Raw genomic sequence first — 25251 nt, forward strand, 5'->3', positions numbered from 1 at the left:
GTGGTTAGCGTCGGGGTATGGCTCCCAAGGTCCTCGCGATCGTGCTGGCCGGCGGGGAGGGCAAGCGACTCATGCCCCTCACCGCGGACCGCGCGAAGCCGGCTGTCCCGTTCGGCGGTATGTACCGCATGATCGATTTTGTGCTCTCCAACCTGGCGAACGCCGGTTTTCTCAAGATCGTCGTGTTGACCCAGTACAAGTCGCATTCGCTGGACCGGCACATCACGAAGACCTGGCGGATGTCCAACCTGCTGGGCAACTACGTCGCGCCGGTACCGGCCCAGCAGCGCCGCGGCCCGTGGTGGTTCGCCGGCTCCGCGGACGCCATCTACCAGAGCTTCAACCTCATCAACGACGAGCAGCCCGACCACGTGATCGTCTTCGGGGCCGACCACATCTACCGGATGGATCCGCGGCAGATGCTGGAGCACCACATCGCCTCCGGCGCCGGCGTCACGGTGGCCGGCATCCGGCAGCCGCTGAGCCAGGCCGACCAGTTCGGGGTGATCGAGGTCGGCGGGGACGGCCAGCAGATCCGCGCGTTCCGGGAGAAGCCGACCGACGCCGTCGGGCTGCCCGACGCGCCGGACGAGATCTACGCCTCGATGGGCAACTACATCTTCAGCACCAAGGGGCTGTGCGAGGCCGTCGAGGTGGACGCCAACGACAAGACCAGCAAGCACGACATGGGCGGCAGCATCATCCCGATGCTGGTCGAGCGGGGCGAGGCGAACGTCTACGACTTCCGGGAGAACGACGTACCGGGCAGCACCGACCGGGACCGCGGCTACTGGCGCGACGTCGGGACGCTGGACTCGTTCTACGACGCGCACATGGACCTGATCTCGATCCACCCGGTCTTCAACCTGTACAACACCCAGTGGCCGATCTACACCGACTACCCGCCGTGGCCGCCGGCCAAGTTCGTGCACGGCTGGCAGGAGCGGGTCGGCCGCGCGGTCGGCTCGATGGTCTCGCCCGGCGTGGTGATCTCCGGCTCGTTGGTGGAGAACTCGGTGGTCTCGCCCAACGTCCGGGTGCACTCCTGGGCCCACGTCGAGGGCTCGGTGCTGATGGAGGGGGTGGAGATCGGCCGGCACGCCGTGGTCCGCAACGCCATCCTCGACAAGAACGTGATCGTGCCGGAGGGTGCGGAGATCGGCGTGGACCTCGACCGGGACCGGCAGCGGTACACGGTCTCCCGCAACGGCATCGTGGTGATCGGCAAGGGCCAGCGGATCGAGGACTAGCCGGCGGCCCCGCCGCGCCCTCGCACCGAACCGGTGCCGGGCCGGTGTCGAGCCGGCGGCCCGCCGAGCCGGGCCAGGACGAACAGGCATGACCCGGGCGGTTCCCGGGTACCCAGCGCAGCCCGCCAGCCAAGCAGGAGGAGACCCGAATGGCCCATCCCCGCGCCGGAACGCCCGCCGAGCCGGGCGACCTCGTCGACGTACCCCGGCTGGTCACCGCCTACTTCACCGGGCACCCCGACCCGGCGGACCCGGCGCAGCAGGTGGCGTTCGGCACCTCCGGGCACCGCGGGTCGAGCCTGGACAACGCCTTCAACTCCGACCACATCGTCGCCATCAGCCAGGCGGTCTGCGACTACCGCGCGGCCAACGGGGTGGACGGGCCGCTGTTCCTGGCCCGGGACACGCACGCACTGTCCGAGCCGGCCACGGTCGACGCCGTCGAGGTGTTCGCCGGCAACGGCGTCACGGTGCTGCTGGACAGCCGGGACGGCTACACCCCCACGCCCGCCCTGTCGCACGCCATCCTCACCCACAACCGGGGCCGGGACACCGGGCTCGCCGACGGCGTGGTGCTGACCCCCTCGCACAACCCGCCGGCCGACGGCGGGTACAAGTACAACCCCACCAACGGCGGCCCGGCCGACACCGACGTCACCCGGTGGATCCAGGACCGGGCCAACGAACTGCTCCGGGACGGCCTGCGCGGGGTGCGGCGGATCCCGTACGCCCGGGCGCGCGCCGCCGAGACCACCGGCTCGTACGACTTCCTCGGCCGGTACGTCGACGACCTGCCCGCCGCGGTGTCCCTGGACGCCGTACGGGCGGCCGGGGTGCGCATCGGGGCCGACCCGCTCGGCGGCGCCAGCGTGGCCTACTGGGGCCAGATCGCCGAGCGGCACCGGCTGGACCTCACCGTGGTCAACCCGTTGGTCGACCCGACCTGGCGGTTCATGACGCTGGACACCGACGGCAAGATCCGGATGGACTGCTCGTCGCCGAACGCGATGGCCTCGCTGATCGGCCAGCGGGACCGGTTCCAGGTGGCCACCGGCAACGACGCCGACGCCGACCGGCACGGCATCGTCACCCCGGACGCCGGGCTGATGAACCCCAACCACTACCTCGCGGTGGCGATCTCCTACCTGTTCGCCAACCGGGCCGGCTGGCCGGCCGGCGCCGGCATCGGCAAGACGCTGGTCTCCTCGTCCATGATCGACCGGGTGGCGGCCGACCTGGGCCGCCGGCTGGTCGAGGTGCCGGTGGGGTTCAAGTGGTTCGTGCCCGGCCTGCTCGACGGCTCGGTCGGCTTCGGCGGCGAGGAGAGCGCCGGCGCGTCGTTCCTGCGCCACGACGGCGGGGTCTGGACCACCGACAAGGACGGCATCCTGCTCTGCCTGCTCGCCTCCGAGATCATCGGTGTGACCGGGCGCACCCCCAGCGAGCACTACGCCGAACTGGTGTCCCGGTTCGGCGACCCCGCGTACGCCCGGATCGACGCCCCGGCCGGCCGCCAGGAGAAGGCGGTGCTCGGCCGGCTGTCGCCGGACCAGGTCACTGCCACCGAGCTGGCCGGCGAGCCGATCACCGCGACGCTGACCCGGGCGCCGGGCAACGACGCGGCGATCGGCGGGCTGAAGGTGACCACCGAGTCGGGCTGGTTCGCGGCCCGCCCGTCCGGCACCGAGGACGTCTACAAGATCTACGCGGAGTCGTTCCGCGGCCGTGACCACCTGACCCGGATCCAGGAGGAGGCCCGGGACCTGGTCACCGAGGTGCTCAAGCGGGCCTGAGCGGGCGGTCGGCCGGGCGCGCTCCGCCACCGGCCGGCCGGGGCTCGGCGGCCGGGTCAGTCCGGCGGGATGTCCTGCCGGTGCGGTGCGGCCTGCCGGCGCAGCGTCTCCGGCAGCAGCTCCCGCAACTGCTCGGGCAGCAGCGGCAGGTCCAGCAGGCTGAGCTTGAGCTGGCTGCGCTCCCGGTACCGGCGCGGGTCGAAGCGCACCACCTGACCGGCGCCGCGCTGGAACCCCACCTCCAGCTCCCCGCCGCCCTCGACGTGCCGTACGACGTGCCCGTCCACCTCGACGGCCACCCGGCCGCTGTCCTCCCGCAGGTGCACCCGGATCCGCTCGGCGGGGGAGAGCACCACCGACCGGCTGATCCCGGCCATCGGCGCCGACGGGGTCATCACCACCGCCTCGGTGGCCGGCGAGATCAGTGGGCCGCCCGCCGCGTAGCTGTACGCGGTGGAGCCGGCCGGGGTGCTGATCACCAGCGAGTCGCACCGGTAGTAGCCGTACTCCTGGCCGTCCACGGCCAGCGTGGCGTTCACGAAGCCCTCGCCCGGCTGCCGGGCGAGGGCGATGTCGTTGAAGGCCACCACCCGCTCCTCGCAGACCGCGCAGCGCAGGCAGCTGCGCGGCTCGATGGTGAAGTCGTGCGTGGCCAACCGGTCCAGCGCCCGGGGCAGCTCCGGCGGGTCCACCTCGACCAGGAAGCCGAGCTGGCCCAGGTGCACGCCCATCACCGGCTTGGGCCGGTCCACCGTCATCCGCAGCGCGCCGAGCATCGTCCCGTCGCCGCCGATGCTGATCAGGGAGTCGCACTCGTTCACCAGCATGGCCGGGTCGGCCGGCAGCACCCCGTCCGGCACCCGGTGTCGCTGCTGCCGGTCCACCAGGATCTCCACCTGATGCCCGTGCGCCCAGTCGAGGATCATGGTCACGATGGCGGCGACATCCCGGGTGGGGTGCAGGACGAGGCCGAGCCGGTTGTACCGCATGGGTCCACCTCACCATCTGGGACCTGCCGATGAAACTCGATCTCGTGGGACGGGCCGTGACCTCGGGCGACCCGCCGACGTTACACAGCGTGGCATGCGCCGCGTGCGTCGAAAGGTGCTCATGAAGCTCGGAATCATCGGTCCGCAGGGTCCGGACACGTTCGCCACCAACATCGGCGACGCCGCGCAGCGGATGGGGCACCAGGTCGTGCCGCTCGGATCCGGCCGGCCCCGCCACGCCACCCTGGCCGGCCGGGCCGTCCAGCACGTGCTGGAGTCCGTGCCCGACGTGGAACGCCGGCTGCACGCCCGGCTGGCCCGCGCGGCCCAGGCGCACGAGTGCGACGCGGTGCTGTCCACGAATCACGCGCTGGCCGCCGAGGCGGTGGCCGAACTGCGCCGGGCGCGGATCCCGGTGGCGCTGTGGTACCCCGACGCCGTGGTGAACATGGGCCGGCAGTGGATGCTGCTGGCGCCGTACTCGGTGGTCTTCACCAAGGACCCGCTGCTCGCCCGGCGGCTGCGCGACACGCTGGACATCAACGCCCGGTACCTGCCGCAGGCGTGCAACCCGCGCTGGCACCGGCCGATGTCCGAGCCCGCGACCGAGCGCACCATCGTGGTCGCCGGGAACGTCTACCCGAGCCGCCTGCTGCTGCTGCGCCGGCTGCACGAGGCGGGCATCCCGCTGAGCCTGTACGGCGCGCCGGTGCCGCGGTACCTGCTCCCGACGATGCCCCCCGGCCTGCGGATGCGCCCGCCGATCTTCCGGGAGGACAAGTCGCGGGTCTTCCGCGGTGCGGCCGCCGTGCTGAACAACCTGCACCCGGGGGAGATGACCGGGGTGAACCTGCGGACCTTCGAGGCCACCGGCGCCGGGGCCGCGGTGCTCTGCGAGGACCGGCCCGTGCTGGCCGACCTGTACGACCCCGGCCGGGAGATCGTGTCGTTCACCACCGTGGCCGAGTTGATCGAGCGGGCGCGCGAACTCCTCGACGAGCCGCGGCGCACCGCGGAGATCGGCGACGCGGCGACCAAGCGGGCGCACGCCGAGCACACCTACGAACACCGGCTGCCGGAGCTGTTCGCCCAGCTCAGCTAGGCGGCGGGGTAGCGGGCGCCCGCCGCCGCCGGCGGCCGGGCGCCCGCCGCCGTACGCCGTCGGCCGCGGTCGCGGACCGTAACCGGACGCCGCCGGCCGTCGTTTGCCCCGGTGTGAGAGTGCTCTACATCGGCGGCATGGGCCGCAGCGGAAGCACCCTGGTGGAGCGCATTCTCGGAGCGACCCCCGGCGTCTGCGGGCTGGGCGAGGTCGCCCAGATCTGGCAGCGGCTCGGGCGGGACGACGTCTGCTCGTGCGGCCGGCTGCTGTCGGCCTGCGACTTCTGGTCGGCCGTCGGCGCGGAGGCGTTCGGCGGCTGGCACACCGTCGACCTGGACCGGATGTCCGAGCAGCAGAGCCGGCTGGAGGCGCTGCGCATGCAGCCGCGGCTCGCCGGCTCCCGCCTGCCGCCCGAACTGCGCGCGGTCATCCAGCGGCACGCCGAGCACTACGCCCGGATCTACCGGGCCGCCTCGGCGGTCTCCGGATCCGAGGTGATCGTCGACTCGTCCAAGTTCTCCGGCCTGGCGTTCTGCCTGCGCTGGCTGCCGGACCTGGACCTGCGGGTGGTGCACCTGGTCCGGGACCCGCGCGGGGTGGCGTTCTCGTTCGCCAAGCGGGTGAAGCAACCGCCGCGGGACGGCTGCGACGAGATGCCCCGGCTCGCCCCCGCGCGCTCGGCGATGTACTGGGCCGTGCAGAACTCGGCGTTCGGCCTGATGGCCTGGTCCTGCCGGCGTACCGCCGGGCGCGGTGCGGACGGCCCGGCGCCGGTGCGGCTGTGCCGGCTGCGGTACGAGGACTTCGTCGCGGACCCGGCGGCCGGGCTGCGGACGCTGGCCGACTTCGCCGGGGTGCAACCCAGCGCCGTCGAGCTGTCCGACCTGGACGCCGGCCGGGTCCGGCTGGACCTGTCGCACAGCGTGGCCGGCAACCCGATGCGGTTCGTCGCCGGTGACATCCGGTTGCGCGCCGACGAGGCGTGGCGCACGGGCCTGGTGCCGCGGCAACGGTTCGCGGTCACCGCCATCTGCGCGCCCTGGCTCGCCCGGTACGGCTACCTCGGGTCCGGCCGTCCGGCCGCTCGTGCGGTGGCCGGGGCGCAGCCGGCGCCGCGATGAACCCGGCGCACGGGCCGGCCCGGATCGCGCTGCTGAGTCACGGGCTGGACCGCGGCGGCGGCGTACCGGGGGTGGCCCGCTGGCTGCTCGACGGGCTCCGCGGCGCCGGCCACCCCGTCGACCTGTACGACCTGGCGGTCTCCCGCGCCGACGAGACCAGCCGCCGGCTGCTGGCCCCGGGATCCTGGTCCCGGCGCAGCCTGCGGGACAGCCGCTCGGCGCCGCTGCCGCACGAGCACTGGGGCGGCAACGCCGTCGAGCTGGAGATCATGCGGTACCGGCCGCGCCGCGAGCTGACCCGGGCGCTGCGCGGGTACGACCTGATCCAGGTGGTCGCCGGCGCACCGGCCTGGGCCGCCCCGGCGCTGCCGGCGGGCCGGCCGGTGGTCCTCCAGGTGGCCAGCACGGTGCGCTGGGAGCGGGCCACCCCGACGGCGGCCGCGCCCGGCCCCGCCCGGGCGCTGCGCCAGGGGATGACCGCGCTGACCAGCCGGCTGGAGCGGCGGGTGCTGCGCCGGGTGGCCGCGGTGCTGGCCGAGAACCGGCCGATGTTCGAGCACGTCCGCCGGCACGGGCAACCCCGGGTCCGGCTCGCGCCGCCCGGCATCGACGTGGACGTCTTCACGCCGCACCCCGCGGGCTGGCGCGCCCGCGGGCCGCTGCTGTCGGTCTGCCGGCTGAACGACCCGCGCAAGGGCCTGGAGCGGATGATCCGCGGGTACGCCCAGCTACGCCGGCTGGTGGGCGCCGACCGCTGCCCCCCGCTGGTACTCGCCGGCCGGGACCGGCCGGCGCAGACGGTGCTGCGGCTGATCGACCGGTTCGGTCTCACCGAAACGGTGTTGATCCGCAGCGACGTGCCACCGGCCGCCCTCCCGGCGCTCTACCGCGACGCGTCGGTGTTCCTGCAGACCTCGTACGAGGAGGGCCTCGGGCTGGCGGTGCTGGAGGCGATGGCCAGCGGCCTGCCGGTGGTCTCGACCGACTCGGCGGGCAGCCGGCAACTGGTCCGCACCGGTTCGACCGGGTGGCTGGTGCCGCAGCACCCCGAGGCCGACGTACCCGGGCTGGTCGCGGACCGGGCGGCGCAGCTGCTGACCGGGCGGGGCGGCGAGTTCGGCGCCCAGGGCCGCGCGTTCTGCGTCGAGCACTACTCCACGAAACGGACGCTGGACCGGTTCCTGGAGACGTACGACGAGGTGTTGACCGCCGGAGCGGGCGGACCGACCGGGTCGGCCCGGTGGCACCGGCCCCGGGCCAACGGAGGGGAAGCAACATGACGTCTGCCCCGCATCGAGCGGCGGCGCTGGCCGTGGACACCCTGTGCGGGATGGTGGGGAGACGGCAGACCGTGCGGGTGGCCCGGTTCGCGCTCAACCGTGCCCGGCTCGACCTGCCGAACTCCCCGGACTGCAACGGCGAGCACGCGCTGCAACGCTGGGTGCTCGCGGCCACGCCCCCGGACCGGCCGTGCACGGTCTTCGACGTCGGGGCCAACGTCGGCGCGTGGTCGCTCGCGCTGCTGCGCACCTCGGGCGAGCTGGGCCGCCCGGAGCCACCGCGGATCCACGCCTTCGAACCGACCTCGGCCACCTTCGAGACGCTGCGCGGCCGGCTGCCCGCCGGGGTACGGGCCAACCGGCTCGCCCTCTCCGACGACGCCGGGGAGCGCCGGATGTTCATCGTGGCCCCCGGCTCCGGGCGCAACTCGTTGCAGCCGGTCGACGACGCCCCGGTCACCGCCACCGAGGGGGTCGCCACGGACACCGTGGACGGCTACGTCCGGGCCAACGGGATCGAGCGGATCGACCTGCTCAAGATCGACACCGAGGGGCACGACTTCACCGTGCTGCTCGGCGCCCGGGGCTGCCTGGCCGAACGCCGGATCGCGCTGGCCCAGTTCGAGTACAACCACCGCTGGGTGTACGCGCGGCGCTTCCTCAAGGACGTCTTCGACCTCGTCCGGCCGTACGGGTACCGGATCGGCAAGCTGACCCCCCGCGGGGTGGAGAGCTATCCGGGCTGGGACGCCGACCTGGAGACGTTCGTCGAGAGCAACTACGTGCTGGGTACGGAGGCGGCGCTGGCCGTGCTGCCCCAGGTCTCCTGGTGGAAGTCCGGGCGGAGGTGACCGCCGGGGGGATCCGGGAGTCCGTCCGCCGGGTCCGGCCACCCCGGCTGCGCGGGTCCGCGATCCGGGCCGGCATTCTGCGTACCGCCGGGGTCAACATGGCCTCGGTCGCCGCCGCCGGCTTCGGCGGGGTGCTGGCGGCCCGGGCGCTCGGCCCGGCGCCGCGTGGCGAGTACGCGGCCATCATGGCCTGGTTCGGCGCGCTGCTCATGATCGGCCAACTCGGCCAGACCGCGGCGACCGCGTACCACGTGGCCCGGGAGCCGGAGCAGGCCCGCGACTACGTGGCCACCTCCCGCACCATCATGGTGCTGACCGGTCTGCTCACCATCGCCGTCGGTCTCGCCGCGGCGCCGACGCTGGGCCGGCACCACGCCGAGGCGGTGTGGGGGTACCGCGCGGTCTTCGTCACCTGCCTGCCCACCTTCATCGGGGCCAGCTACACGTTCGCGCTGCTGGCCGCGCACCTGGCGCTGTGGAACCTGGTCCGGATCACCCAGCCGCTGGCCTACCTCGGGCTGCTCGGCCTGCTCTACCTGAGCGACCGGCTGACGCTGACCACCCTGGTCTGGACGCTCTGCCTGACCACCGTGGCGCAGACCGGGCTGGCGTACCTGCTCTGCCGCCGGCGGGGTCTGGCCGGCGGGCGGAGCCGTCCCCGGCTGGCCCGCCCGCTGATCCGGTACGGCCTGAGCCAGGTCACCGCCGCCGTGCCGACGACCATCACCGGCCGGCTCGACCAACTCGTCCTCTCGCTTGTGGTCGCGCCGGCGGCGCTGGGCCACTACGCGGTGGCCACCTCGCTGACGAACCTGGCGCTTCCGCTGGTCGCGGCCATCGGCAGCGTGGTGTATCCGCGGATCGCGGCCCGGACCATGTCGGCCGAGAGCACCACCGCGCTGCAACGCCGGGCGGTGACCGCCAGCGTCGTGCTCTCGGCCGGCCTGCTGCTCGCGCTCGCCGTCTCGGCGTCCTGGGTGATCCCCGTCGTCTTCGGCCCCGAGTTCCGTGGCGCGGTGCCGCTGGTCTGGCTGCTCGCTCCGGGCACCGCCTTCCTGGCCTGCGGGATGGTCTGCGCCGACCTGCTGCGCGGCCACGGCCGGCCGCTCGCGGTGGCCCGGGCGCAGGCCATCTCCGCGGTGGCGATGGCGGCCCTGCTCGCCGGTCTGCTGCCCACGATGGGGCTGTTCGGCGCGGCGTTGGCCTCCACCGTGGCGGCCGGGGTGGCGCTGGCCTGCATGCTGCGGGCGCTGCCCGGCCGCGCGGCGCCCGCCGTGCCGCCCACGCCGGCCATCCAGCACCAGGGCTGAGCCGTACGCCGTTCGCACCGTCGCGCGAGGGCGGGTCGCGCGAGGGCGGGTCGCGCGAGGGCGGTCGCCGGGGCCGGTGGTTGCCGGGCGGTCGCCGGTCAGCCGTCGGCCAGCACCGCGAACAGGTCCGGGCCGTACCCCGCGCGTCCGCCGGGTGCAGCAGCCCGGTGTCGTCCGGCCGCATCATCCGGTAGCCGTACCCGGCCAGCAGGTCCGCGACCGGGCCGCGGTCCTCGCCGAGCACCCGCTCGCTGACGCCGTTCCACTCCAGTTGCAGGGCGGCGATCCGGCCCTGCGCCAGGGCCCGGGTCGCCCCTTCGAGCACCTGCCGCTCCGCGCCCTCGACGTCGATCTTCACCCCCGCCACCCGGCGGTCGCCGATCACCTCGTCGAGGGTGCGCACCTCGACGCTCCGGCCGGCCGCACCGTCGTCGCCCGCCGGCAGCAGGTGGTTCATCGTGTCCCGGCCCCGGGTGAGCCGCAGTCGGCCCGGCTCGGCGGCCAGCGCGCATTCGAGCACCTCGACCGCCGCGCCGTTGAGCGCGACGTTGCGGCGCAGCCGCCCGGCGGTGTCCGGGTCGGGCTCGACGGCGACCACCGTGGCGCCGCACTCGGCGGCCCACAGCGCGTACGCCCCGACGTTGCTGCCCACGTCGACGAAGAGGTCGCCGGGGCGCAGCCGCCGGCGCCAGGCCAGCATCTCGGGCCAGTCCGGCGGGTTGGCGTACACCACCGCCGAGGCGCCGCACTGGTGCAATTCCGCCCACATCCGGGACCGGGCGCCGATGGTGGCCAGGGTGGGCCGGCCCAGCCGCCCGCGTACCTGGAAGGAGACGGCCCGCAGCACCCCGCGCAGCCGGTGGCCCCGGTTGGCCGGGTGGGTCCAGACGTGCGCCAGCACGCCTCGGGCGTTGGTCAGCGTGTCCATCGGGTCGGCACCTTCGTTCGGCTCCGGCGCGGTTCTCCATCTGATCAACGACCGGCGGCCCGCTCGGACTCGGCGGGCCGGCCGGCACCGGACCGGCACCGGACCGGCACCGGACCGGCACAACCTCGCCCCGACCCGGCTCGTTCTACCACCGGCGGGCACCCCGCCGCCGGTCCGCCGGGCCGTCCCGTTCCGCCGACGGCATTGTGAGGACACGTGACCGCGATCAGGCCAGCGCAACCCGCGGGCGAGCCACCGCGGACCGCGCAACCGCGGACCGCGCAACCGCCGTCCGCCCCGGCCGCCACCACCCCGCAGCCGCCCGGCGCCGGGCCCGCGGGCCGGTCCGGCGGCAACACCTCGCTGGCGCTGCTGATCGGGGCCCTGGCCCTGCTGCCCTGGCTGTTCACCGCCGTGGCCCAGCCGTCGTTCGCCGTCCAGCTCAGCCTCGGGGTCGGATCCGTGCTGCTGGTCGTGACGGCCGCCCTGCTGGTGGTCGCCGAGGTGCACGGGGACTTCGGCATCGTCCGCTGGCGGATCGGCTCCTGGTACCTGCTGTGGTCCGCGCTCATCTTCGGCCCGCTGTCCCTGCAGTGGCTGCAGGACGACCCGAGCGAGGGCCTCTCCTGGATCTCCCGGATCGACCGGTCCAGCGTGATCGGCGCGCTCGGCGTGGTCTGCGCGGCCTACGGGTGCTGGGCGCTGGGCTACCGGTGCGGATTTCCCCGCGCGGTGGTCGGCGCGGTCACCGCGGCCAAGGTCGCGGTGCTCGGCGGTTCCCGCTCGGTGCTGCGCGGCCCGGCGATGCCGTGGCTGGTCTACGGTGTGGGGCTGCTCGGCTTCCTGCTGAACTACCTGCAGACCGGCCGGTACGGCTACGTCGGCGCGGACCCCACCAGCATGGTGTCCAACCCGATGGCGACCACCCAACTGCTGTACGTCGTGTCCCAGATGACGCTGATCGGGCTGGGCGGGGCCGCGTACCGCGCCTTCGACCCGAGGATCCGGGGCGGCCGGGCGACCCTGTGGACGCTGTTCGCCGTCGAGATCAGCATGGGCATGCTGCGCGGTTCCAAAGAGGCGTTCTTCATGGCGACCCTCGCCCTGCTCATCCCGTACGGCGCGGTGCGCGGCCGGCTGCCGTGGCGGCTGCTGGCCGCCTCGCTGGTCCTGCTGTTCGTGGTGGCGGTGCCGTTCAACGCCGCCTACCGGGAGGCGGTGCGGCAGCGCGGCGCGACCGGCGAACTGCGCTCGGCCTCCCTGACGGCCGCCTTCGCCGCCGCGCCGGAGATCCTCTCCTCGGCGCTCAACTCGACCGACGGGCGGGGCCGTTCGGACGACGTGTTCCTGTTCCGGATGCGGCGGATCGACAGCGTCGCGATCGTCTGGCAGTTGACCCCGTCCCGGGTGTCGTACCTGGATCCGGTGCGGTTCCTCCGGGCGCCGTTCGTCGGCATGATCCCGCGGGCGATCTGGCCCGACAAACCGGTGGAGACCCCGGGTTGGACGTTCGCGCAGGTCTATCTGGGCCAACCCGCCTCGGTGTTCTCCGCGTACGCCGTGACGCCGATCGGCGACCTGTACCGCAGCGGCGGCTGGCTGGTCCTGCTGCCGGGGATGCTGCTGATGGGGATGGGCTACCGGCTGTTCGACGGACTGTTCCGGACCGGATCGGACCCGCGGGCGTTCTGCTTCATCATCGTTTTCTTCCCGCTGGCCATCAAGTCCGAGTCCGACTACTACTCGATGCTCACCTCGCTGCCGGCCGGGCTGGTCGCCGGGGCGCTCGGCGCCTGGCTCATGTGCCGGCCGCTGCGCGATCGCCGGACACCCGCGAGGGCGCCGGATCCGGCCGGCTCTGCGCCGCTGATCAGGGATTCTGCCGGCGGCGCGCGTCACGCGGCACGGGGATCCGTCGTTGATGGGGAGGCGGTGACAGCGCGGCGTACGCCGGTAGGAACGGAGATGTCGTGACCATGCAGTTTTCCGGGCGCCGGGTCCTGATCACCGGTGGTACCGGCTCGTTCGGCCGGACGATGGCCCGCCGGCTGCTCGACGGGCACGTCGCCGAGGTGCGGGTGCTCAGCCGGGACGAGGCCAAGCAGGACGGCATGCGCCGGTCCCTCGGCGACGACCGGGTGCGCTACCACGTCGGGGACGTCCGCGACTTCGACAGCGTGCTGCGGGCCAGCCGCGAGGTGGACCACGTCTTCCACGCCGCGGCCCTCAAACAGGTGCCCTCCTGCGAGTTCTTTCCGCTGGAGGCGGTCCGCACGAACATCCTGGGCAGCGCGAACGTGGTGGAGGCGGCGCAGCGCAACGGGGTGGGTTCGGTGGTGGTGCTCAGCACCGACAAGGCCGTGCACCCGGTCAACGCGATGGGCATGAGCAAGGCGCTGATGGAGAAGGTGGCCCAGGCGCACGCCCGGAACAACCCGCAGAGCCGGACCGTGGTGTCCTGCGTCCGGTACGGCAACGTCATGTACTCCCGGGGATCGGTGATCCCGCTCTTCGTCGAGCAGATCAAGGCCGGCCGGCCGCTGACCGTCACCGATCCCGGGATGACCCGGTTCCTGATGTCGCTGTCGGAGTCGGTGGAGCTGGTCGAGCACGCCTTCCAGCACGCCCGGCCCGGCGACGTCTTCATCCGCAAGGCCGCCGCCTGCACGATGGGCGACCTGGCCGAGGCGGTGTGCCGGGTCTTCGACGCCCCCGCCAAGATCGACCTGATCGGCGTACGGCACGGCGAGAAGCGGGACGAGACGCTGGCCAGCCGGGAGGAACTGGTCCAGGCGGACGACTTCGGCGAGTTCTTCCGGGTCCCGCTGGACGCCCGTGACCTCAACTACGCGCTCTACGTGACCGAGGGCGACCCGCAGGTCGCCGTGCACCGGGACTTCACCTCCGCCACCGCGCCGCGGCTGGCCGTACCGGAGATCGTGGCGCTGTTGCGGACGCTGCCGGAGATCCGCGCGGAGCTGGCGCTGCGGGAACCGGTGCCGGCGTGACCCGGCTGGCGATCACCGGTGCCGGCGGGTTCCTCGGCTGGCACGTGCGGGTCCTCGCCCGCGCGCTCGGCTGGCCCGAGCCGGCCGTGGTCACCCGGGCCGACCTGGCCGACCCGGACCGCTTCGCCGCCGTGGTGGACGGCGCCGACCGGCTGCTGCACCTGGCCGGGGTCAACCGCGGCGAACCGGCCGAGGTGGCGGCCGGCAACGTGCAGCTCGCGGCCGCGGTGTGCCGCGGCCTGGACCGCTGCGCCCGCCCGCCGCGCCGGCTGGTGTTCGCCAACTCGGTCCAGTCCGGCAACGGCACCCCGTACGGCGACTCGAAGGCCGCCGCCGCGGCGGCCCTGGGCAACGGGCGCGACCTGGACGACGTGCGGCTGCCCAACCTGTACGGCGAGCACGGGCGGCCGTTCTACAACTCGGTGGTGGCCACCTTCTGCCGGCTGCTGGCCGAGGGCGGCCGGCCCGAGGTGCACGTCGACCGCGAGCTGGACCTGGTACACGTGACGGACGCCGCGGCCCGGCTCGTCGGCGCGCCGGCCGGCGGCTGCTGGGACGCCGCCATGCCGGCGCTGCGGACCGGGGTACGCGAGCTGGTGCACCGGCTCACCCGGATGGCCGGGGACTACCGCGGCGGCGACGTCCCGGCGCTGGCCGACCGGCACGCGGTCCGGCTGTTCAACACCTACCGGTCGCACTGCTTCCCGGCGAACTACCCGGATCCGCTGGTCCGCCGGGCCGACGACCGGGGCGAGCTGGTCGAGACGGTACGCAGCCACGGCAGCCCCGGACAGACCTTCTGCTCCACCAGCCGGCCCGGTGTGGTCCGGGGCGAGCACTTCCACCTGGCCAAGGTGGAGCGGTTCGTGGTGCTGCGCGGCACCGCGGAGATCGCGCTGCGCCGGGTGGCCGGGGAACCGGACGTGATCCGGTTTTCGGTGTCCGGGGACGAGCCGGTGCTGGTGGACATGCCGACCATGTGGGCGCACCGGCTGGTCAACACCGGCTCCGAGGAACTGCTCACGATGTTCTGGACGAACGAGCTGTTCGACCCGGCGGCGCCGGACACCTATCCCGAGCCGGTCGGGGCGGACCTGCCGGAGCGTGCGGCGGTGCCGGCGTGACCCGGGTGATGACGGTGGTGGGCACCCGGCCCGAGATCATCCGGCTGTCCCGGGTGATCGCCCGGCTGGACGCCACCGTCGAGCACACCCTCGTGCACACCGGGCAGAACTGGGATCCCACGCTGTCCGACATCTTCTTCACCGAGCTGCGGCTGCGCCCGCCGGACCGGTACCTGGGGGTGGACGTCACCTCGCTGGGCCGGGTGCTCGGCGGGGTGCTCGTCGGGGTCGAGCAGGCGATCACCGAGGTACGCCCCGACGCGCTGCTGGTGCTGGGCGACACGAACAGCTGCATCGCCGCGCTGATCGCCCGGCGGATGCGGGTGCCCGTGTACCACATGGAGGCCGGCAACCGCTGCTTCGACCTGAACGTGCCGGAGGAGACCAACCGGCGGCTGGTCGACCACGTCGCGGACTTCAACCTGGTCTACACCGAGCACGCCCGGCGCAACCTGCTGGCCGAGGGGCTGCACCCGCGGCGGATCCTGCACACCGGTTCGCCGATGCGCGAGGTGCTGGAGCACTACCGGCCGGACGTGGACCGGTCCCGCGTGCTGGACCAGTTGGAGCTGGAACCGGGCGGCTACTTCCTGGTCAGCGCCCACCGGGAGGAGAACGTGGACGACGCCGGCCGGCTCGCCCGGCTGCTGGACTGCCTGCGGGCGGTCCGGCGGAGCTGGGAGCTGCCGGTGCTGGTCTCCACCCACCCCCGTACCCGCAAGCGGCTGGAGGCGCTGGCGCCGGATCCCACCGGGCTGGAGGGCATCTCGTTCCACGAGCCGTTCGGGCTGCTCGACTACGTCCGGTTGCAGGCGCAGTCCCGGTGCACGCTCTCGGACAGCGGCACCATCAGCGAGGAGGCCGCGATCATCGGCTTCCCCGCGGTGACGCTGCGCGAGTCGATCGAGCGGCCGGAGGCGTTGGACGCCGGCAGCGTCATCATGACCGGCCTGGACGCCGACGGGGTGGTGGAGGCGGTCGCGGTGGCCATCCGGCAGGCCGCGGTGGAGCCGATGCCCTGTCCGGCCGACTACCAGGTGGCCGACACGTCCCGGCGGGTCCTCGACTTCATCCTCTCGACGGTCCGCCGGCACCACGACTGGGCCGGCATCCGCCGCTGAGTGGGAATCGGGGAATTTTCCAGACGAGGAGGGCAGCCCGTGACCGTGGTGCTGGATGTCGCCGGTGGACAGGGCGGAGGCCACGGCCGCTGGCGTCGCGAACTCGACGCGTACCTGGCCGGGCGGCCCGGCGCGGTCCGGGTGCTCGGTCGGGACCGGCGGCTGACGGTCCGCTGGCTGGTCGAGCGGGAGCGGCGGGCCGCCCGCGCCGACGTGGTGATCGCCTCGAACAACGCCTCCTTCGCGGTGGCCGGCGGACAGCGGCGGGTGCTAAGCCGCAACGCGCTGCACTTCCTGCACCCGTCGGAGGAACACCTGCTGCGCCGGATGCCGCGCGCCTGGCGCTCGCAGGTGCCGGTGGTGCGCCGGCTGCTCAGCCGGGCCGACCTGGTGGTGGCCTCGTCGAGCGCGATGGCCGAGCGGGTGGTCCACCACCTGCCCCAACTGCGCTCGCGGGTGGTGGTCCGGCTGGAGCCGGTGACACCGAACGGGACCCGCGTGGCCGGCGCCGAACCGTACATCCTGGTGCCGGTGGCGCCGGGGCCGTACAAGAACCTGGTGCCGCAGTTGCGGGACCTCGTGACGGTGGCCGACCGGGTCGGTCACCCGGCGACGATCCGGGTGACCGCGTACCCGGCGCACCTGCCGCCGGAACTGCGCGCCGCGCCCCGGATACGGCCGCTCGGCGCGCTGAGCCACGAGCAGTTGGTCGAGCACTGGTGCGGCGCCTCCGCGGTGTTCTTCCCCGGCCTGGTGGAGTCCTTCGGCTATCCGATGGCGGAGGCCCGGGCGTACGGGCTGCCGGTCCTCGCACCCGACACCGGGCAGAGCCGCGAGGTCGCGGGGCCGGCCCTGCGCGGATACCGGATCGGTGACCTGGACAGCCTCGCCGAGGCGCTGGCGGCGGCGGACGAGCCGGTCGCCCCGGACGTCACGCCGTTCGACCGCACCGACTACTTCGACTGGCTGTTCGCCACCGGGACGCCGAGGCTGGGGGAGCGGACCGCTCCGGCCGGTGCCGTGTCCTGACCGGCACCGACCCCGGCACCGCCCCGGCATCGGGGTCGGTGCCGGATCGGTGCCGGATCGGTGCCGGGGTTCGGCCGGGGTCGCGTCAGCTACGCGGCTGCACCCAGCGGTTGCCGGCGCGCTGCTCGAACCGCCAACCCGTCGACGCGACCGGCGGCTGCTCGCACAGCCAGCGGAGCCGATCGATGATCTTGTTGGGATCGTCGAACGGGTCGAGGGCGGCGGCCTCGCCGGGGTCCAGCGCCGGGACCGGTACGTGCGAGATCAGCGGGTGCAGCGGCCGGATGTCCGTCTCGCCGGCACCGAGCAGGTCCTCGTGCAGCTTCTCCCCGGGCCGCAGGCCGGTGTAGACGATCCGGGCCGCGCCGGGCGCCTGCGCGGCCAGTTGCCGCGCCACGTCGTCGATCCGGACCGGCTCGCCCATGTCCAGCACCAGCGCCTCGCCGTCCCGGCCGATGCCCGCCGCCTGCAACACCAGGTGTACGGCCTCCTGCACCGTCATCAGGTAGCGGGTGACGTCCGGATGGGTGACCGTGATGGGCAGCCCGGCCTCGATCTGCGCCTGGAAGGCGGTCACCACCGAGCCGCGGCTGGAGAGCACGTTGCCGAAGCGGACGCTCAGGAAGGTGCCGTCCCGGGTCTGCGCCGAGGCGGCGGTGAGCCGCTCGGTGATGCGCTTCGAGTAGCCGAGCACGCTGACCGGGTTGGCCGCCTTGTCGGTGGAGATGTTCACGAACTTCGTCGCGTCCCGGCAGGCGTCCAGGACCGCCATCGTGCCCCAGACGTTTGTCTGCACCGCCTCACCCGGATGCCGTTGCAGCAGGGTGAGGTGCTTGAGCGCGGCGGCGTGGAAGACGACCTCCGGGCGGCGTTCGGCGAAGATCCGGGCGATGCCCTCGGCGTCGCGGATGTCGGCGAGGATGAGTTCCGGCCCGTCCAGCATCGCGCGCCCGGAGAGGGACAGTTGCAGCGCGTGCAGCGCGGACTCGTCCCGGTCCAGCATCATCAGCTCGCCCGGGTCGGCCCGCATGATCTGGCGGCACAGCTCGGAACCGATCGAACCGCCGGCGCCGGTCACCAGCACCCGCCGCCCGGTCAGCCCGGTGGCGTTGGTGACCAGGTCGGCGACCACGTGCCGGCGGCCGAGCAGGTCGGAGATGTCCGGCGCGCGTACGTCGGTGACCCGGATGCGGTGGTCGACCAGTTCGCGTACCGGCGGCAGCACCTTGAAGTCGGCGCCCGCGGCGCGGGCCCGGTCCCGGATCTGGCGGATCAGCTCGGCGTCGGCGTTGGCCACCGACAGGATGACCGTCGTGGCCCCGGTCCGGCCGATGGCGGCGGGGATCTCCTGCCGGCCGCCCAGCATGCGTACGCCGTCGATGCGCAGGTGCCGCTTGCGCGGGTCGTCGTCCAGCAGCCCCACCGGCAGGTACCGCCCGTCCGGGTCGGTGAGCATCGCGCGCAGCAGCCCCTGACCGGCCGCGCCGAGGCCGAACAGCAGCACCGGGGTGGCCCGGTCGGTGGTCGGACGCAGCGACAGGTCGTGACGGTGCCGGAAGCTCCACCGCACGGAGAGCATCAGCAGCAGCGCCACGGCGGCGCCGACCAGGGGCGCGCTGGCCGGTATCGGGTGGTTCGCGGACCAGGTCACCGCCGTGGCGAGGATGACGCCGGTGACCCCGACCGTCCCGGTCAGGACCCGCGCCTCGGCCAGACTGCCGACCGGATGCGCGCCCCAGTAGCGGTGACCGAGCCGGCAGAGCACGGCGTGCCCGGCCGCGGCGACCAGGGCGGCGGCGAGGACCTGGGTGGCCTGTCCCGCGGTGAGGTCGAACTCGTACCTGGCCCAGACCGCGGCGAGAAACCCGACGATCCAGGCGGAGCTGTCGCTGGCCAGCAGGAGCAGGGCACGAAGCTGCGGCTGCCGTCGGTGGGTGGCGGCTGGCGTGCCCTCCGGCTCGGTGGGCGGCATCTGCAAGACCCCCTAGGCGGTTCGCCGGCGCCCGCCGAATGCGGTGCGCGGTCGCCGCAAAATGGATGGCGAAGACGGCGGTGGAATGGTTACCCAATCGGTTCGGACAACGTCCGGAGTTGGCCGAAGGATACGGACGGACACTCATGATGACGCGCCGGGCGTATCCATTGGGTGGGTAAACCAGTTTTTCTCCGATAAGTCGTCGATTTGTCGCCACCCGGCACCCGAACTCTGGGTCTGAGCAGGGCTACCGGAGATCACGAGGACCCGGAACGTGAACGCAAGAATTCTTCGAACATGAATGTGTGGGCCATTCGGAAACGCATTGACTCGGCCCGCTGAAATGCATCGGATATGCCCTTGCCCGGTGGGTTGTCCCGCTATTGTTCCCACCGAGATTTGAGGCGCCGCTCCCGCGACCAGGAGGATCCTGATGGGCGATCGACCCCTGCCGTTCGCGCTTCCAGACATCGGGGAGGAGGAGATCGCCGCCGTCGCCACCGCGCTCCGGTCGGGCTGGGTGTCCAGCGGGCCGCTGGTGTCGGAGTTCGAACGGCGGTTCGCCGCGTGCTGCGGCGAGAACGTGACCGCGGTGGCGGTCCACTCGGCCACCGCGGGACTGCACCTCGCGCTGGAGGCGCTCGGCGTCGGTCCGGGTACCGAGGTCCTGGTACCGACCTGGACCTTCACCGCCGCCGCCGAGGTGGTCGTGCACCTGGGCGCGGATCCGGTGTTCGTGGACGTCGACCCGGTGACGCTCTGCCTGGACATCGAGGCCGCGGCCGCCGCGGTGACCCCCCGGACCGTGGCCGTGCTGCCGGTGCACTTCGCCGGCCGGGTGATGGCCGGCGCGCCGCTGCGGGCGTTCGCCGAAGCGCACGGCCTGGCGGTGGTGGAGGACGCCGCGCACGCGTTCCCGGCCGCCAGCGCGGGGACGCCGGTCGGCGGCGGGGACAGCGCCGCCACCGTCTTCAGCTTCTACGCGACGAAACCGATCACCACCGGTGAGGGCGGCATGCTCGTCACCCGGGACCCGCGGATCGCGGCCCGCGCCCGCACCATGCGGCTGCACGGCTTCGACCGGGACGCCTTCGCCCGCTACCGCAGCGAGCGGCCGGCCTGGCAGTACGACATCGTCGCGGCCGGCTTCAAGTACAACCTCACCGACCCGGCCGCCGCCCTCGGGCTCGTCCAACTGCGGCGGGCCGGGTCGATGCGCCGGCGCCGGGAGTCGATCGCCGAGTTCTACCGCGGCGCCTTCGCCGAGCTGCCGATCGACCTGCCGGCCCCGGTGCCCGCGGGCGACGTGCACGCCTGGCACATCTTCGACGTACGGCTGCGCCCGGACGCCCCGGTCGACCGCGACGGGTTCGTCGCCGAGCTGTCCCGGCTGGGCATCGTGTGCAGCCTGCACTTCACCCCGCTGCACACGCTCACCTACTGGCGGACCCGGTACGCCCTCACCGACGCCGGGTTCCCGGTCGCCAGCCGGGAGTTCGCCCGGGTGGTCAGCCTGCCCATCTACTCCGCCATGACCGACGACCACGTGGACCTGGTGGTCCGCGCGGTCAGCAAGGTGCTGCAATGATCAAACGCGTCTTCGACCTCACGGTGGCCGCGCTGGCCCTGCTGATCTGCGCTCCCGTGCTGCTCGCCGTCGCCGTGGCGATCAAGCTCGACGACGGCGGCCCGGTGCTGTTCCGGCACGAGCGGGCCGGTCGCTACGGCCTGACCTTCCGGATCCACAAGTTCCGCACCATGCGGGACGGCCCCGGCGCCGAGGTCACGGCCGACTCCGACGCCCGGATCACCCGGATCGGTCGGCTGCTGCGGGCCACCAAGCTGGACGAACTGCCGCAGTTCTACGACGTGCTGGCCGGCCGGATGAGCCTCGTCGGTCCCCGGCCGGAGGTGCACCGGTACGTCTCGTGCTGGCCGGCCCGGGCGCGGCACCGCATCCTGTCGGTCCGTCCCGGCATCACCGACCCGGCGATCAACGCGTACTTCAACGAGTCGCGGGAACTGGCGCAGGCGCCGCATCCCGAGCAGTACTACGTCTCGGTGGTGCTGCCCCGCAAGGTGGAGCTGTACCTGCGGTACGTCGAGACCCGCAGCTTCGGCGGTGACCTGCGGATCCTTGCCGCCACGGCGCGGTCCGTGCTCACCGGGCGGGGCGCCCGGGCCGGCGACGTGCCGCCGGGTCCGATCGTCGGCACGGAGCCCGCGTTCAGCGATTCCGCCCGCTGACGGCCCGGGGTCAGGCCGGCGAACCGCCCGGCCCGCCGGACGGCGGGGTGCCGCCGCCGGGTCCGCCGGAGGGTGGCGTGCCGCCGCCGGGTCCGCCCGAGGGTGGCGTGCCGCCCTGTCCGCCCGGTCCGCCGCCCTGGTCGTTGGGCGCGTTTCCGCCGGTCGGTGCGGTGCGGGTGTCGACCGGGACGGTCAGCGACACCGCGTAACCGGCGGTGACGTCGCCGGTCACCGCGCCGAGCTGGTTGACTCCGTCGTCGTCGCCGAAGACGTTGTCGTCCTCCAGCGTCACCCGGGACATGGTGTCCACGGACTTCTCGTAGCCGGACTGGGCGTAGACGGTGTGGCAGGTCTCCGCCGGCAGGGCGACCTGCGAGGTGGCGATCGCGTTCGTGGACTCGGTGATGCTCGCCTGGTCCGGGTACACCTCGAAGTGCACGTGCGGCCAGCGCCCCTCGTAGCAGCCGGGGAAGATGCTGGTGAACCTCACCCTGCCCGAGGCGTCCGCGACCTGTACGCCGCGCAGGTAGTTCTGCTCGGTCACGCCCTGGGAGTAGAGCGAGTAGAGCCCGCCCCGGTCGCACTGCCACACGTAGACGGCCACCCCGGCGAACGGGGCGTTGCCGTTGGCCATGTCCAGGATGGTCAGCTCCAGCGTCATCGGTACGCCCTCGGCGGTGCCGCTGGCCGTACCGAAGCTCGACCGGATGTCGCTGCGGACGATGCCGCTCTGCTCCAGCACGTCCGGCCCGTTGGAGCCGTCCCCGGGGTACGGGCCGGCGGTCTCGTCGGGGATCTCGGTCGTCCCGGCGGCGCCCGCGGCGCTCGTGCCGCCGGCCGACGCCGTCGACCCGCTCGACGTGCCGCCGCAGGCCGCCGTGCCGAGGGCGACGGCGCCCAGGCCGAGCGCCCGGAGGATCTGCCGGCGCCCGGTCAGGGTGCCCAGGTCGAATCCGAGCCCCTGGTCGACGAGTTCGGCGTCGGGCCGGGGCAGGGGTCGGCCATCGAAGGATCGGGATGACATCGGTGCCTCCGCATCGTCTCGGCTTCTCGTGCCGACGACGGTGCCAGCGGCCCTTGGGAGAGATCGGTGCGCAGGCTGTGGCGCGGCTGTGCGGCCGGTTCAGCGCCTCCGGTGCCAGAGCGTGCGCGCGTACAGCAGCAGGTGCTGGTCGATCCACGGCGTCGCGAGCACGGCCAGCGGCCGTGCCCGGCCGTCCGGACCGGGCTCGGTGATCACCTGTACCTCGTCGTCCCCGATCCGGGCGGCGCGCAGGGGATGTCCGTCCGTATCATCCGCTTCGTCGGGTTCATCCCCGAGGATGATCTCCTGCCTGATGGGTTCCGGGGTGGCCAGGATCGCCTGCGGCCGGACCACACCCTGCGGGGTCACCGCCACCACGGCGGCGACCTCGACGTCGCCGAGCACGCCCCGCATCAGGGCCATCAGGTGCCCCGGTACGCGCAGCCGCTCCCGCAGGTACGGCCAGGTCCGTCGCTCGTCCTCCTCGAGCCCGACCGCCGATACCGACCCGCACATCCGCCGGTCAGTCCAGCCCCTTGTCGAGGCCGGCCCGGCGCAGCGCGTCGGCCATCGCGCCGGAGAAGGCGCCGGAGCCGCCGTCCGGGCGGGGTCGGGATCCGCGTCCGCCGCCGCGCTGGCCGCCGTCGCGTCCGCCGGCAGGTTGACCGCCGCCGCGCTGGCCGCCGGCACGCTGGCCGCCGTCGCGTCCGCCGGCAGGTTGACCGCCGCCGCGCTGGCCGCCGGCGCGCTGGTCGGCGACCCGGCCCGCGCCGGACCGGTCACCGCGCCGGCCCCGGTCGCCCCCGGCGCCGGCTCCCGGTTCGTCGTCCAGCCGCAGGGTCAGCGAGATCCGCTTGCGCGGTACGTCCACGTCCAGCACCTTGACCCGGACCACGTCACCGGGCTTGACCACGTCGCGCGGGTCCTTCACGAACGTCTTCGACATGGCGGAGACGTGCACCAGCCCGTCCTGGTGCACACCGACGTCGACGAACGCGCCGAACGCGGCCACGTTGGTGACCACCCCCTCCAGCAGCATGCCGGGGGAGAGGTCGCCGATCTTCTCGACGCCCTCGGCGAAGGTCGCCGTGCGGAACGCCGGCCGCGGGTCGCGGCCGGGCTTCTCCAGCTCGGCGAGGATGTCCGTGACGGTGGGCAGCCCGAAGGTGTCGTCGACGAAGTCGGTGGCGCGCAGCCCGCGCAGGATCGCGCTGCGGCCGATCAGCGCCCGCAGGTCGCCGCCGGTGACGTGCAGGATCCGGCGCACCACCGGGTAGGACTCGGGGTGCACGCCGGAGGCGTCCAGCGGGTCGTCGCCGTCCGGGATGCGCAGGAAGCCGGCGCACTGCTCGAACGCCTTGGGGCCGAGCCGGGGCACCTGCCGCAGCGCGGTACGGGACCGGAACGGTCCGTTGGCGTCCCGGTGCAGCACGATGTTCTCGGCCAGCCCGGAGCCGATCCCGGAGACCCGGGCCAGCAGCGGCGCCGAGGCGGTGTTGACGTCCACCCCGACGGCGTTCACGCAGTCCTCCACGACCGCGTCCAGGGAGCGGGACAGCTTCGTCTCGGACAGGTCGTGCTGGTACTGGCCGACGCCGATGGACCGTGGGTCGATCTTCACGAGTTCGGCGAGCGGGTCCTGCAACCGGCGGGCGATGGAGACCGCCCCGCGCAGCGAGACGTCCAGGCCGGGCAGTTCCTGGGCGGCGTACGCCGAGGCGGAGTAGACCGACGCGCCGGCCTCGGAGACCATCACCTTGGTCATGCCCAGCTCGGGGTGGCGCGCGACCAGTTCGGCCGCGAGCTTGTCGGTCTCCCGGGAGGCGGTGCCGTTGCCGATGGCGATCAGGTCCACCCGGTGCGCAGCGGCGAGCTGGCCGAGGGTGTGCAGCGCGGCGTCCCACTGCCGGCGTGGTTCGTGCGGGTAGATGGTGTCGGTGGCCACCACCTTGCCGGTGGCGTCGACCACCGCCACCTTCACCCCGGTCCGCAGGCCGGGGTCCAGCCCCATGGTGGCGCGGGTGCCGGCCGGAGCGGCCAGCAGCAGGTCACGCAGGTTGGTGGCGAAGACCCGGACGGCCTCCTCCTCGGCCGCCTGCCACAGCCGCATCCGCAGGTCGGCGCCGAGGTGGATGAGGATGCGGGTGCGCCACGCCCACCGCACGGTGTCGGCGAGCCACCGGTCGCCCGGGCGGCCCCGGTCGGCCACGCCGAACCGGGCCGCGATCTGCGTCTCGTACCCGCCGGGGGCGCCGGTCGGCTCGGGCTCGTCGGCCGGTTCCGGCTCCATGGTCAGGTCGAGCACGCCCTCCTTCTCGCCGCGGAACACCGCCAGCACCCGGTGTGAGGGCAGCCGGGTGAACGGCTCGTCGAAGGCGAAGTAGTCGGCGAACTTGGCGCCCGCCTCGGCCTGGCCGTCGCGTACCCGGGAGGAGAGCCGGCCGCGCGACCACATCCGCTCCCGCAGCGAGCCGATCAGGTCGGCGTCCTCGGCGAAGCGTTCGATGAGGATGGCCCGCGCGCCGTCCAGCGCGGCGGTCGGGTCGGCCACGCCGCGGTCCGGGTCGACGAACGCGGCGGCCGCGGCCCGGGGATCCACGGTCGGGTCGGCGAGCAGCCCGTCGGCCAGCGGCTCCAGGCCCGCCTCGCGGGCGATCTGCGCCCGGGTCCGGCGCTTCGGCTTGTACGGCAGGTAGATGTCCTCCAGCCGGGCCTTCGAGTCGGCCGCCATGATCTGCGCGGTCAGCGCCTCGTCCAGCTTGCCCTGGGCGCGGATCGACTCCAGCACGGCCGCGCGGCGTTCCTCCAGCTCGCGCAGGTAGCGCAGGCGCTCCTCCAGGGTGCGCAGCTGGGTGTCGTCCAGCGCGTCGGTGGCCTCCTTGCGGTAGCGCGCGATGAACGGCACCGTGGCGCCGCCGTCGAGCAGCTCCACGGCGGCCCGCACCTGCCGCTCCCGTACCCCGAGTTCCTCGGCGATCCGCTGGTGCACTGCCTCGGTCACGATTCTCCTCCGCCGCGAATGGTCCGCGATGCATTCTGCCGCCTCCGGCCCCCGCCGGTCGCCGCCGCCCCACCGGCGGGTCGGACCGGCCGCGACCG

At 73.6% G+C, this 25251-nt stretch carries 19 protein-coding genes and 1 pseudogene; 14 read left to right on the plus strand and 6 right to left on the minus strand.

From position 1 onward, the window contains the following. Window positions 1-17: 17 nt before the first annotated feature. Window positions 18-1250: a glucose-1-phosphate adenylyltransferase gene (glgC, locus tag CIK06_RS10315; protein ID WP_095564641.1), complete on the plus strand. Its 1233-nt coding sequence runs from the start codon at window positions 18-20 to the stop codon at window positions 1248-1250. A 149-nt stretch (window positions 1251-1399) separates the two neighbouring features. After that, window positions 1400-3043 (plus strand): phosphoglucomutase (alpha-D-glucose-1,6-bisphosphate-dependent), encoded by a 1644-nt coding sequence (pgm, locus tag CIK06_RS10320; RefSeq protein ID WP_095564642.1) that lies wholly within the window; start codon window positions 1400-1402, stop codon window positions 3041-3043. A 56-nt stretch (window positions 3044-3099) separates the two neighbouring features. On the opposite strand, the gene CIK06_RS10325 is transcribed toward pgm, so the two are convergent. Continuing rightward, complete coding sequence (locus CIK06_RS10325) at window positions 3100-4032, minus strand: NAD(+)/NADH kinase (RefSeq protein ID WP_095564643.1); 933 nt, start codon at window positions 4030-4032, stop codon at window positions 3100-3102. Between the two features lie 121 nt (window positions 4033-4153). On the opposite strand from CIK06_RS10325, the gene CIK06_RS10330 reads away from it, so the two are divergent. From CIK06_RS10330 to CIK06_RS10350, 5 genes are all read left to right on the plus strand, one after another. Continuing rightward, window positions 4154-5134, plus strand: coding sequence for a glycosyltransferase (locus CIK06_RS10330; RefSeq protein ID WP_157756696.1), 981 nt, complete (start codon window positions 4154-4156; stop codon window positions 5132-5134). Window positions 5135-5253: 119 nt separating this feature from the next. Further along, window positions 5254-6255: a sulfotransferase gene (locus tag CIK06_RS10335; RefSeq protein WP_232534128.1), complete on the plus strand. Its 1002-nt coding sequence runs from the start codon at window positions 5254-5256 to the stop codon at window positions 6253-6255. After that, entirely contained in the window at window positions 6252-7535 is a 1284-nt protein-coding gene (locus CIK06_RS10340) for a glycosyltransferase family 4 protein (RefSeq protein WP_095564645.1), read from the plus strand. Before CIK06_RS10335 ends, CIK06_RS10340 begins: the two co-directional genes overlap by 4 nt. Next, window positions 7532-8386 carry an FkbM family methyltransferase gene (locus CIK06_RS10345; RefSeq protein WP_095564646.1) on the plus strand — a complete coding sequence of 285 codons (855 nt, stop codon included), beginning with the start codon at window positions 7532-7534 and terminating at the stop codon, window positions 8384-8386. Before CIK06_RS10340 ends, CIK06_RS10345 begins: the two co-directional genes overlap by 4 nt. Continuing rightward, a complete protein-coding gene (locus CIK06_RS10350; RefSeq protein WP_095564647.1) occupies window positions 8365-9696 on the plus strand; it encodes an oligosaccharide flippase family protein in 1332 nt (443 codons plus the stop codon). Before CIK06_RS10345 ends, CIK06_RS10350 begins: the two co-directional genes overlap by 22 nt. A gap of 244 nt (window positions 9697-9940) precedes the next feature. On the opposite strand, the pseudogene CIK06_RS32375 reads toward CIK06_RS10350, so the two are convergent. Then, a pseudogene (locus CIK06_RS32375) lies at window positions 9941-10624 on the minus strand (FkbM family methyltransferase); the annotation flags it as partial. 216 nt (window positions 10625-10840) lie between these two features. Here CIK06_RS32375 and CIK06_RS10360 point away from each other — a divergent pair. Genes CIK06_RS10360 through CIK06_RS10380 form a run of 5 tightly spaced genes read left to right on the plus strand, consistent with a single transcriptional unit; the run spans window position 10841 to window position 16906 of the window. Beyond that, complete coding sequence (locus tag CIK06_RS10360) at window positions 10841-12598, plus strand: hypothetical protein (RefSeq protein ID WP_095564648.1); 1758 nt, start codon at window positions 10841-10843, stop codon at window positions 12596-12598. Between the two features lie 2 nt (window positions 12599-12600). Then, a complete protein-coding gene (locus tag CIK06_RS10365; RefSeq protein WP_095564649.1) occupies window positions 12601-13632 on the plus strand; it encodes a polysaccharide biosynthesis protein in 1032 nt (343 codons plus the stop codon). Continuing rightward, entirely contained in the window at window positions 13629-14756 is a 1128-nt protein-coding gene (locus tag CIK06_RS32135) for an NAD-dependent epimerase/dehydratase family protein (protein WP_095564650.1), read from the plus strand. Before CIK06_RS10365 ends, CIK06_RS32135 begins: the two co-directional genes overlap by 4 nt. After that, entirely contained in the window at window positions 14753-15877 is a 1125-nt protein-coding gene (gene wecB / locus CIK06_RS10375) for a non-hydrolyzing UDP-N-acetylglucosamine 2-epimerase (RefSeq protein WP_095564651.1), read from the plus strand. The genes CIK06_RS32135 and wecB overlap by 4 nt, the downstream gene beginning before the upstream one ends. A 39-nt stretch (window positions 15878-15916) precedes the next feature. Further along, a complete protein-coding gene (locus tag CIK06_RS10380; protein WP_095564652.1) occupies window positions 15917-16906 on the plus strand; it encodes a glycosyltransferase in 990 nt (329 codons plus the stop codon). 85 nt (window positions 16907-16991) lie between these two features. On the opposite strand, the gene CIK06_RS10385 is transcribed toward CIK06_RS10380, so the two are convergent. Beyond that, window positions 16992-18878 carry a nucleoside-diphosphate sugar epimerase/dehydratase gene (locus CIK06_RS10385; protein WP_095564653.1) on the minus strand — a complete coding sequence of 629 codons (1887 nt, stop codon included), beginning with the start codon at window positions 18876-18878 and terminating at the stop codon, window positions 16992-16994. Between the two features lie 436 nt (window positions 18879-19314). Here CIK06_RS10385 and CIK06_RS10390 point away from each other — a divergent pair, with 436 nt between their 5' ends. Together CIK06_RS10390 and CIK06_RS10395 are read left to right on the plus strand one after the other, a co-directional pair. Continuing rightward, on the plus strand, window positions 19315-20469 hold the full coding sequence (locus CIK06_RS10390) for a DegT/DnrJ/EryC1/StrS aminotransferase family protein (RefSeq protein ID WP_095564654.1): 1155 nt from the start codon (window positions 19315-19317) through the stop codon (window positions 20467-20469). Then, window positions 20466-21128, plus strand: a complete 663-nt coding sequence (locus CIK06_RS10395) for a sugar transferase (protein WP_095564655.1) — start codon at window positions 20466-20468, stop codon at window positions 21126-21128. Before CIK06_RS10390 ends, CIK06_RS10395 begins: the two co-directional genes overlap by 4 nt. 10 nt (window positions 21129-21138) lie before the next feature. Here the strand turns inward: CIK06_RS10395 and CIK06_RS10400 are convergent, their stop codons facing one another. From CIK06_RS10400 to CIK06_RS10410, 3 genes are all read right to left on the minus strand, one after another. Next, window positions 21139-22152, minus strand: a complete 1014-nt coding sequence (locus CIK06_RS10400) for an intradiol ring-cleavage dioxygenase (RefSeq protein ID WP_095564656.1) — start codon at window positions 22150-22152, stop codon at window positions 21139-21141. A gap of 99 nt (window positions 22153-22251) precedes the next feature. Then, window positions 22252-22668 (minus strand): hypothetical protein, encoded by a 417-nt coding sequence (locus tag CIK06_RS10405; protein ID WP_095564657.1) that lies wholly within the window; start codon window positions 22666-22668, stop codon window positions 22252-22254. Window positions 22669-22675: 7 nt separating this feature from the next. Continuing rightward, entirely contained in the window at window positions 22676-25153 is a 2478-nt protein-coding gene (locus CIK06_RS10410; protein ID WP_095564658.1) for a Tex family protein, read from the minus strand. Window positions 25154-25251: the final 98 nt, after the last annotated feature.

The sequence above is a fragment of the Plantactinospora sp. KBS50 genome, assembly GCF_002285795.1.
Lineage (GTDB): Bacteria > Actinomycetota > Actinomycetes > Mycobacteriales > Micromonosporaceae > KBS50.

Excerpts from the sequence above, each read along its gene's own strand:
- CIK06_RS10400 (WP_095564656.1), bottom strand. The coding sequence starts at position 22,152 with ATGTCATCCCGATCCTTCGATGGCCGACCCCTGCCCCGGCCCGACGCC.
- pgm (WP_095564642.1), top strand. The coding sequence starts at position 1,400 with ATGGCCCATCCCCGCGCCGGAACGCCCGCCGAGCCGGGCGACCTCGTC.
- CIK06_RS10325 (WP_095564643.1), bottom strand. The coding sequence starts at position 4,032 with ATGCGGTACAACCGGCTCGGCCTCGTCCTGCACCCCACCCGGGATGTC.
- glgC (WP_095564641.1), top strand. The coding sequence starts at position 18 with ATGGCTCCCAAGGTCCTCGCGATCGTGCTGGCCGGCGGGGAGGGCAAG.
- CIK06_RS10340 (WP_095564645.1), top strand. The coding sequence starts at position 6,252 with ATGAACCCGGCGCACGGGCCGGCCCGGATCGCGCTGCTGAGTCACGGG.
- CIK06_RS10405 (WP_095564657.1), bottom strand. The coding sequence starts at position 22,668 with ATGTGCGGGTCGGTATCGGCGGTCGGGCTCGAGGAGGACGAGCGACGG.
- CIK06_RS10345 (WP_095564646.1), top strand. The coding sequence starts at position 7,532 with ATGACGTCTGCCCCGCATCGAGCGGCGGCGCTGGCCGTGGACACCCTG.
- CIK06_RS10395 (WP_095564655.1), top strand. The coding sequence starts at position 20,466 with ATGATCAAACGCGTCTTCGACCTCACGGTGGCCGCGCTGGCCCTGCTG.
- CIK06_RS10385 (WP_095564653.1), bottom strand. The coding sequence starts at position 18,878 with ATGCCGCCCACCGAGCCGGAGGGCACGCCAGCCGCCACCCACCGACGG.
- CIK06_RS10330 (WP_157756696.1), top strand. The coding sequence starts at position 4,154 with ATGAAGCTCGGAATCATCGGTCCGCAGGGTCCGGACACGTTCGCCACC.
- CIK06_RS10390 (WP_095564654.1), top strand. The coding sequence starts at position 19,315 with ATGGGCGATCGACCCCTGCCGTTCGCGCTTCCAGACATCGGGGAGGAG.
- CIK06_RS10365 (WP_095564649.1), top strand. The coding sequence starts at position 12,601 with ATGCAGTTTTCCGGGCGCCGGGTCCTGATCACCGGTGGTACCGGCTCG.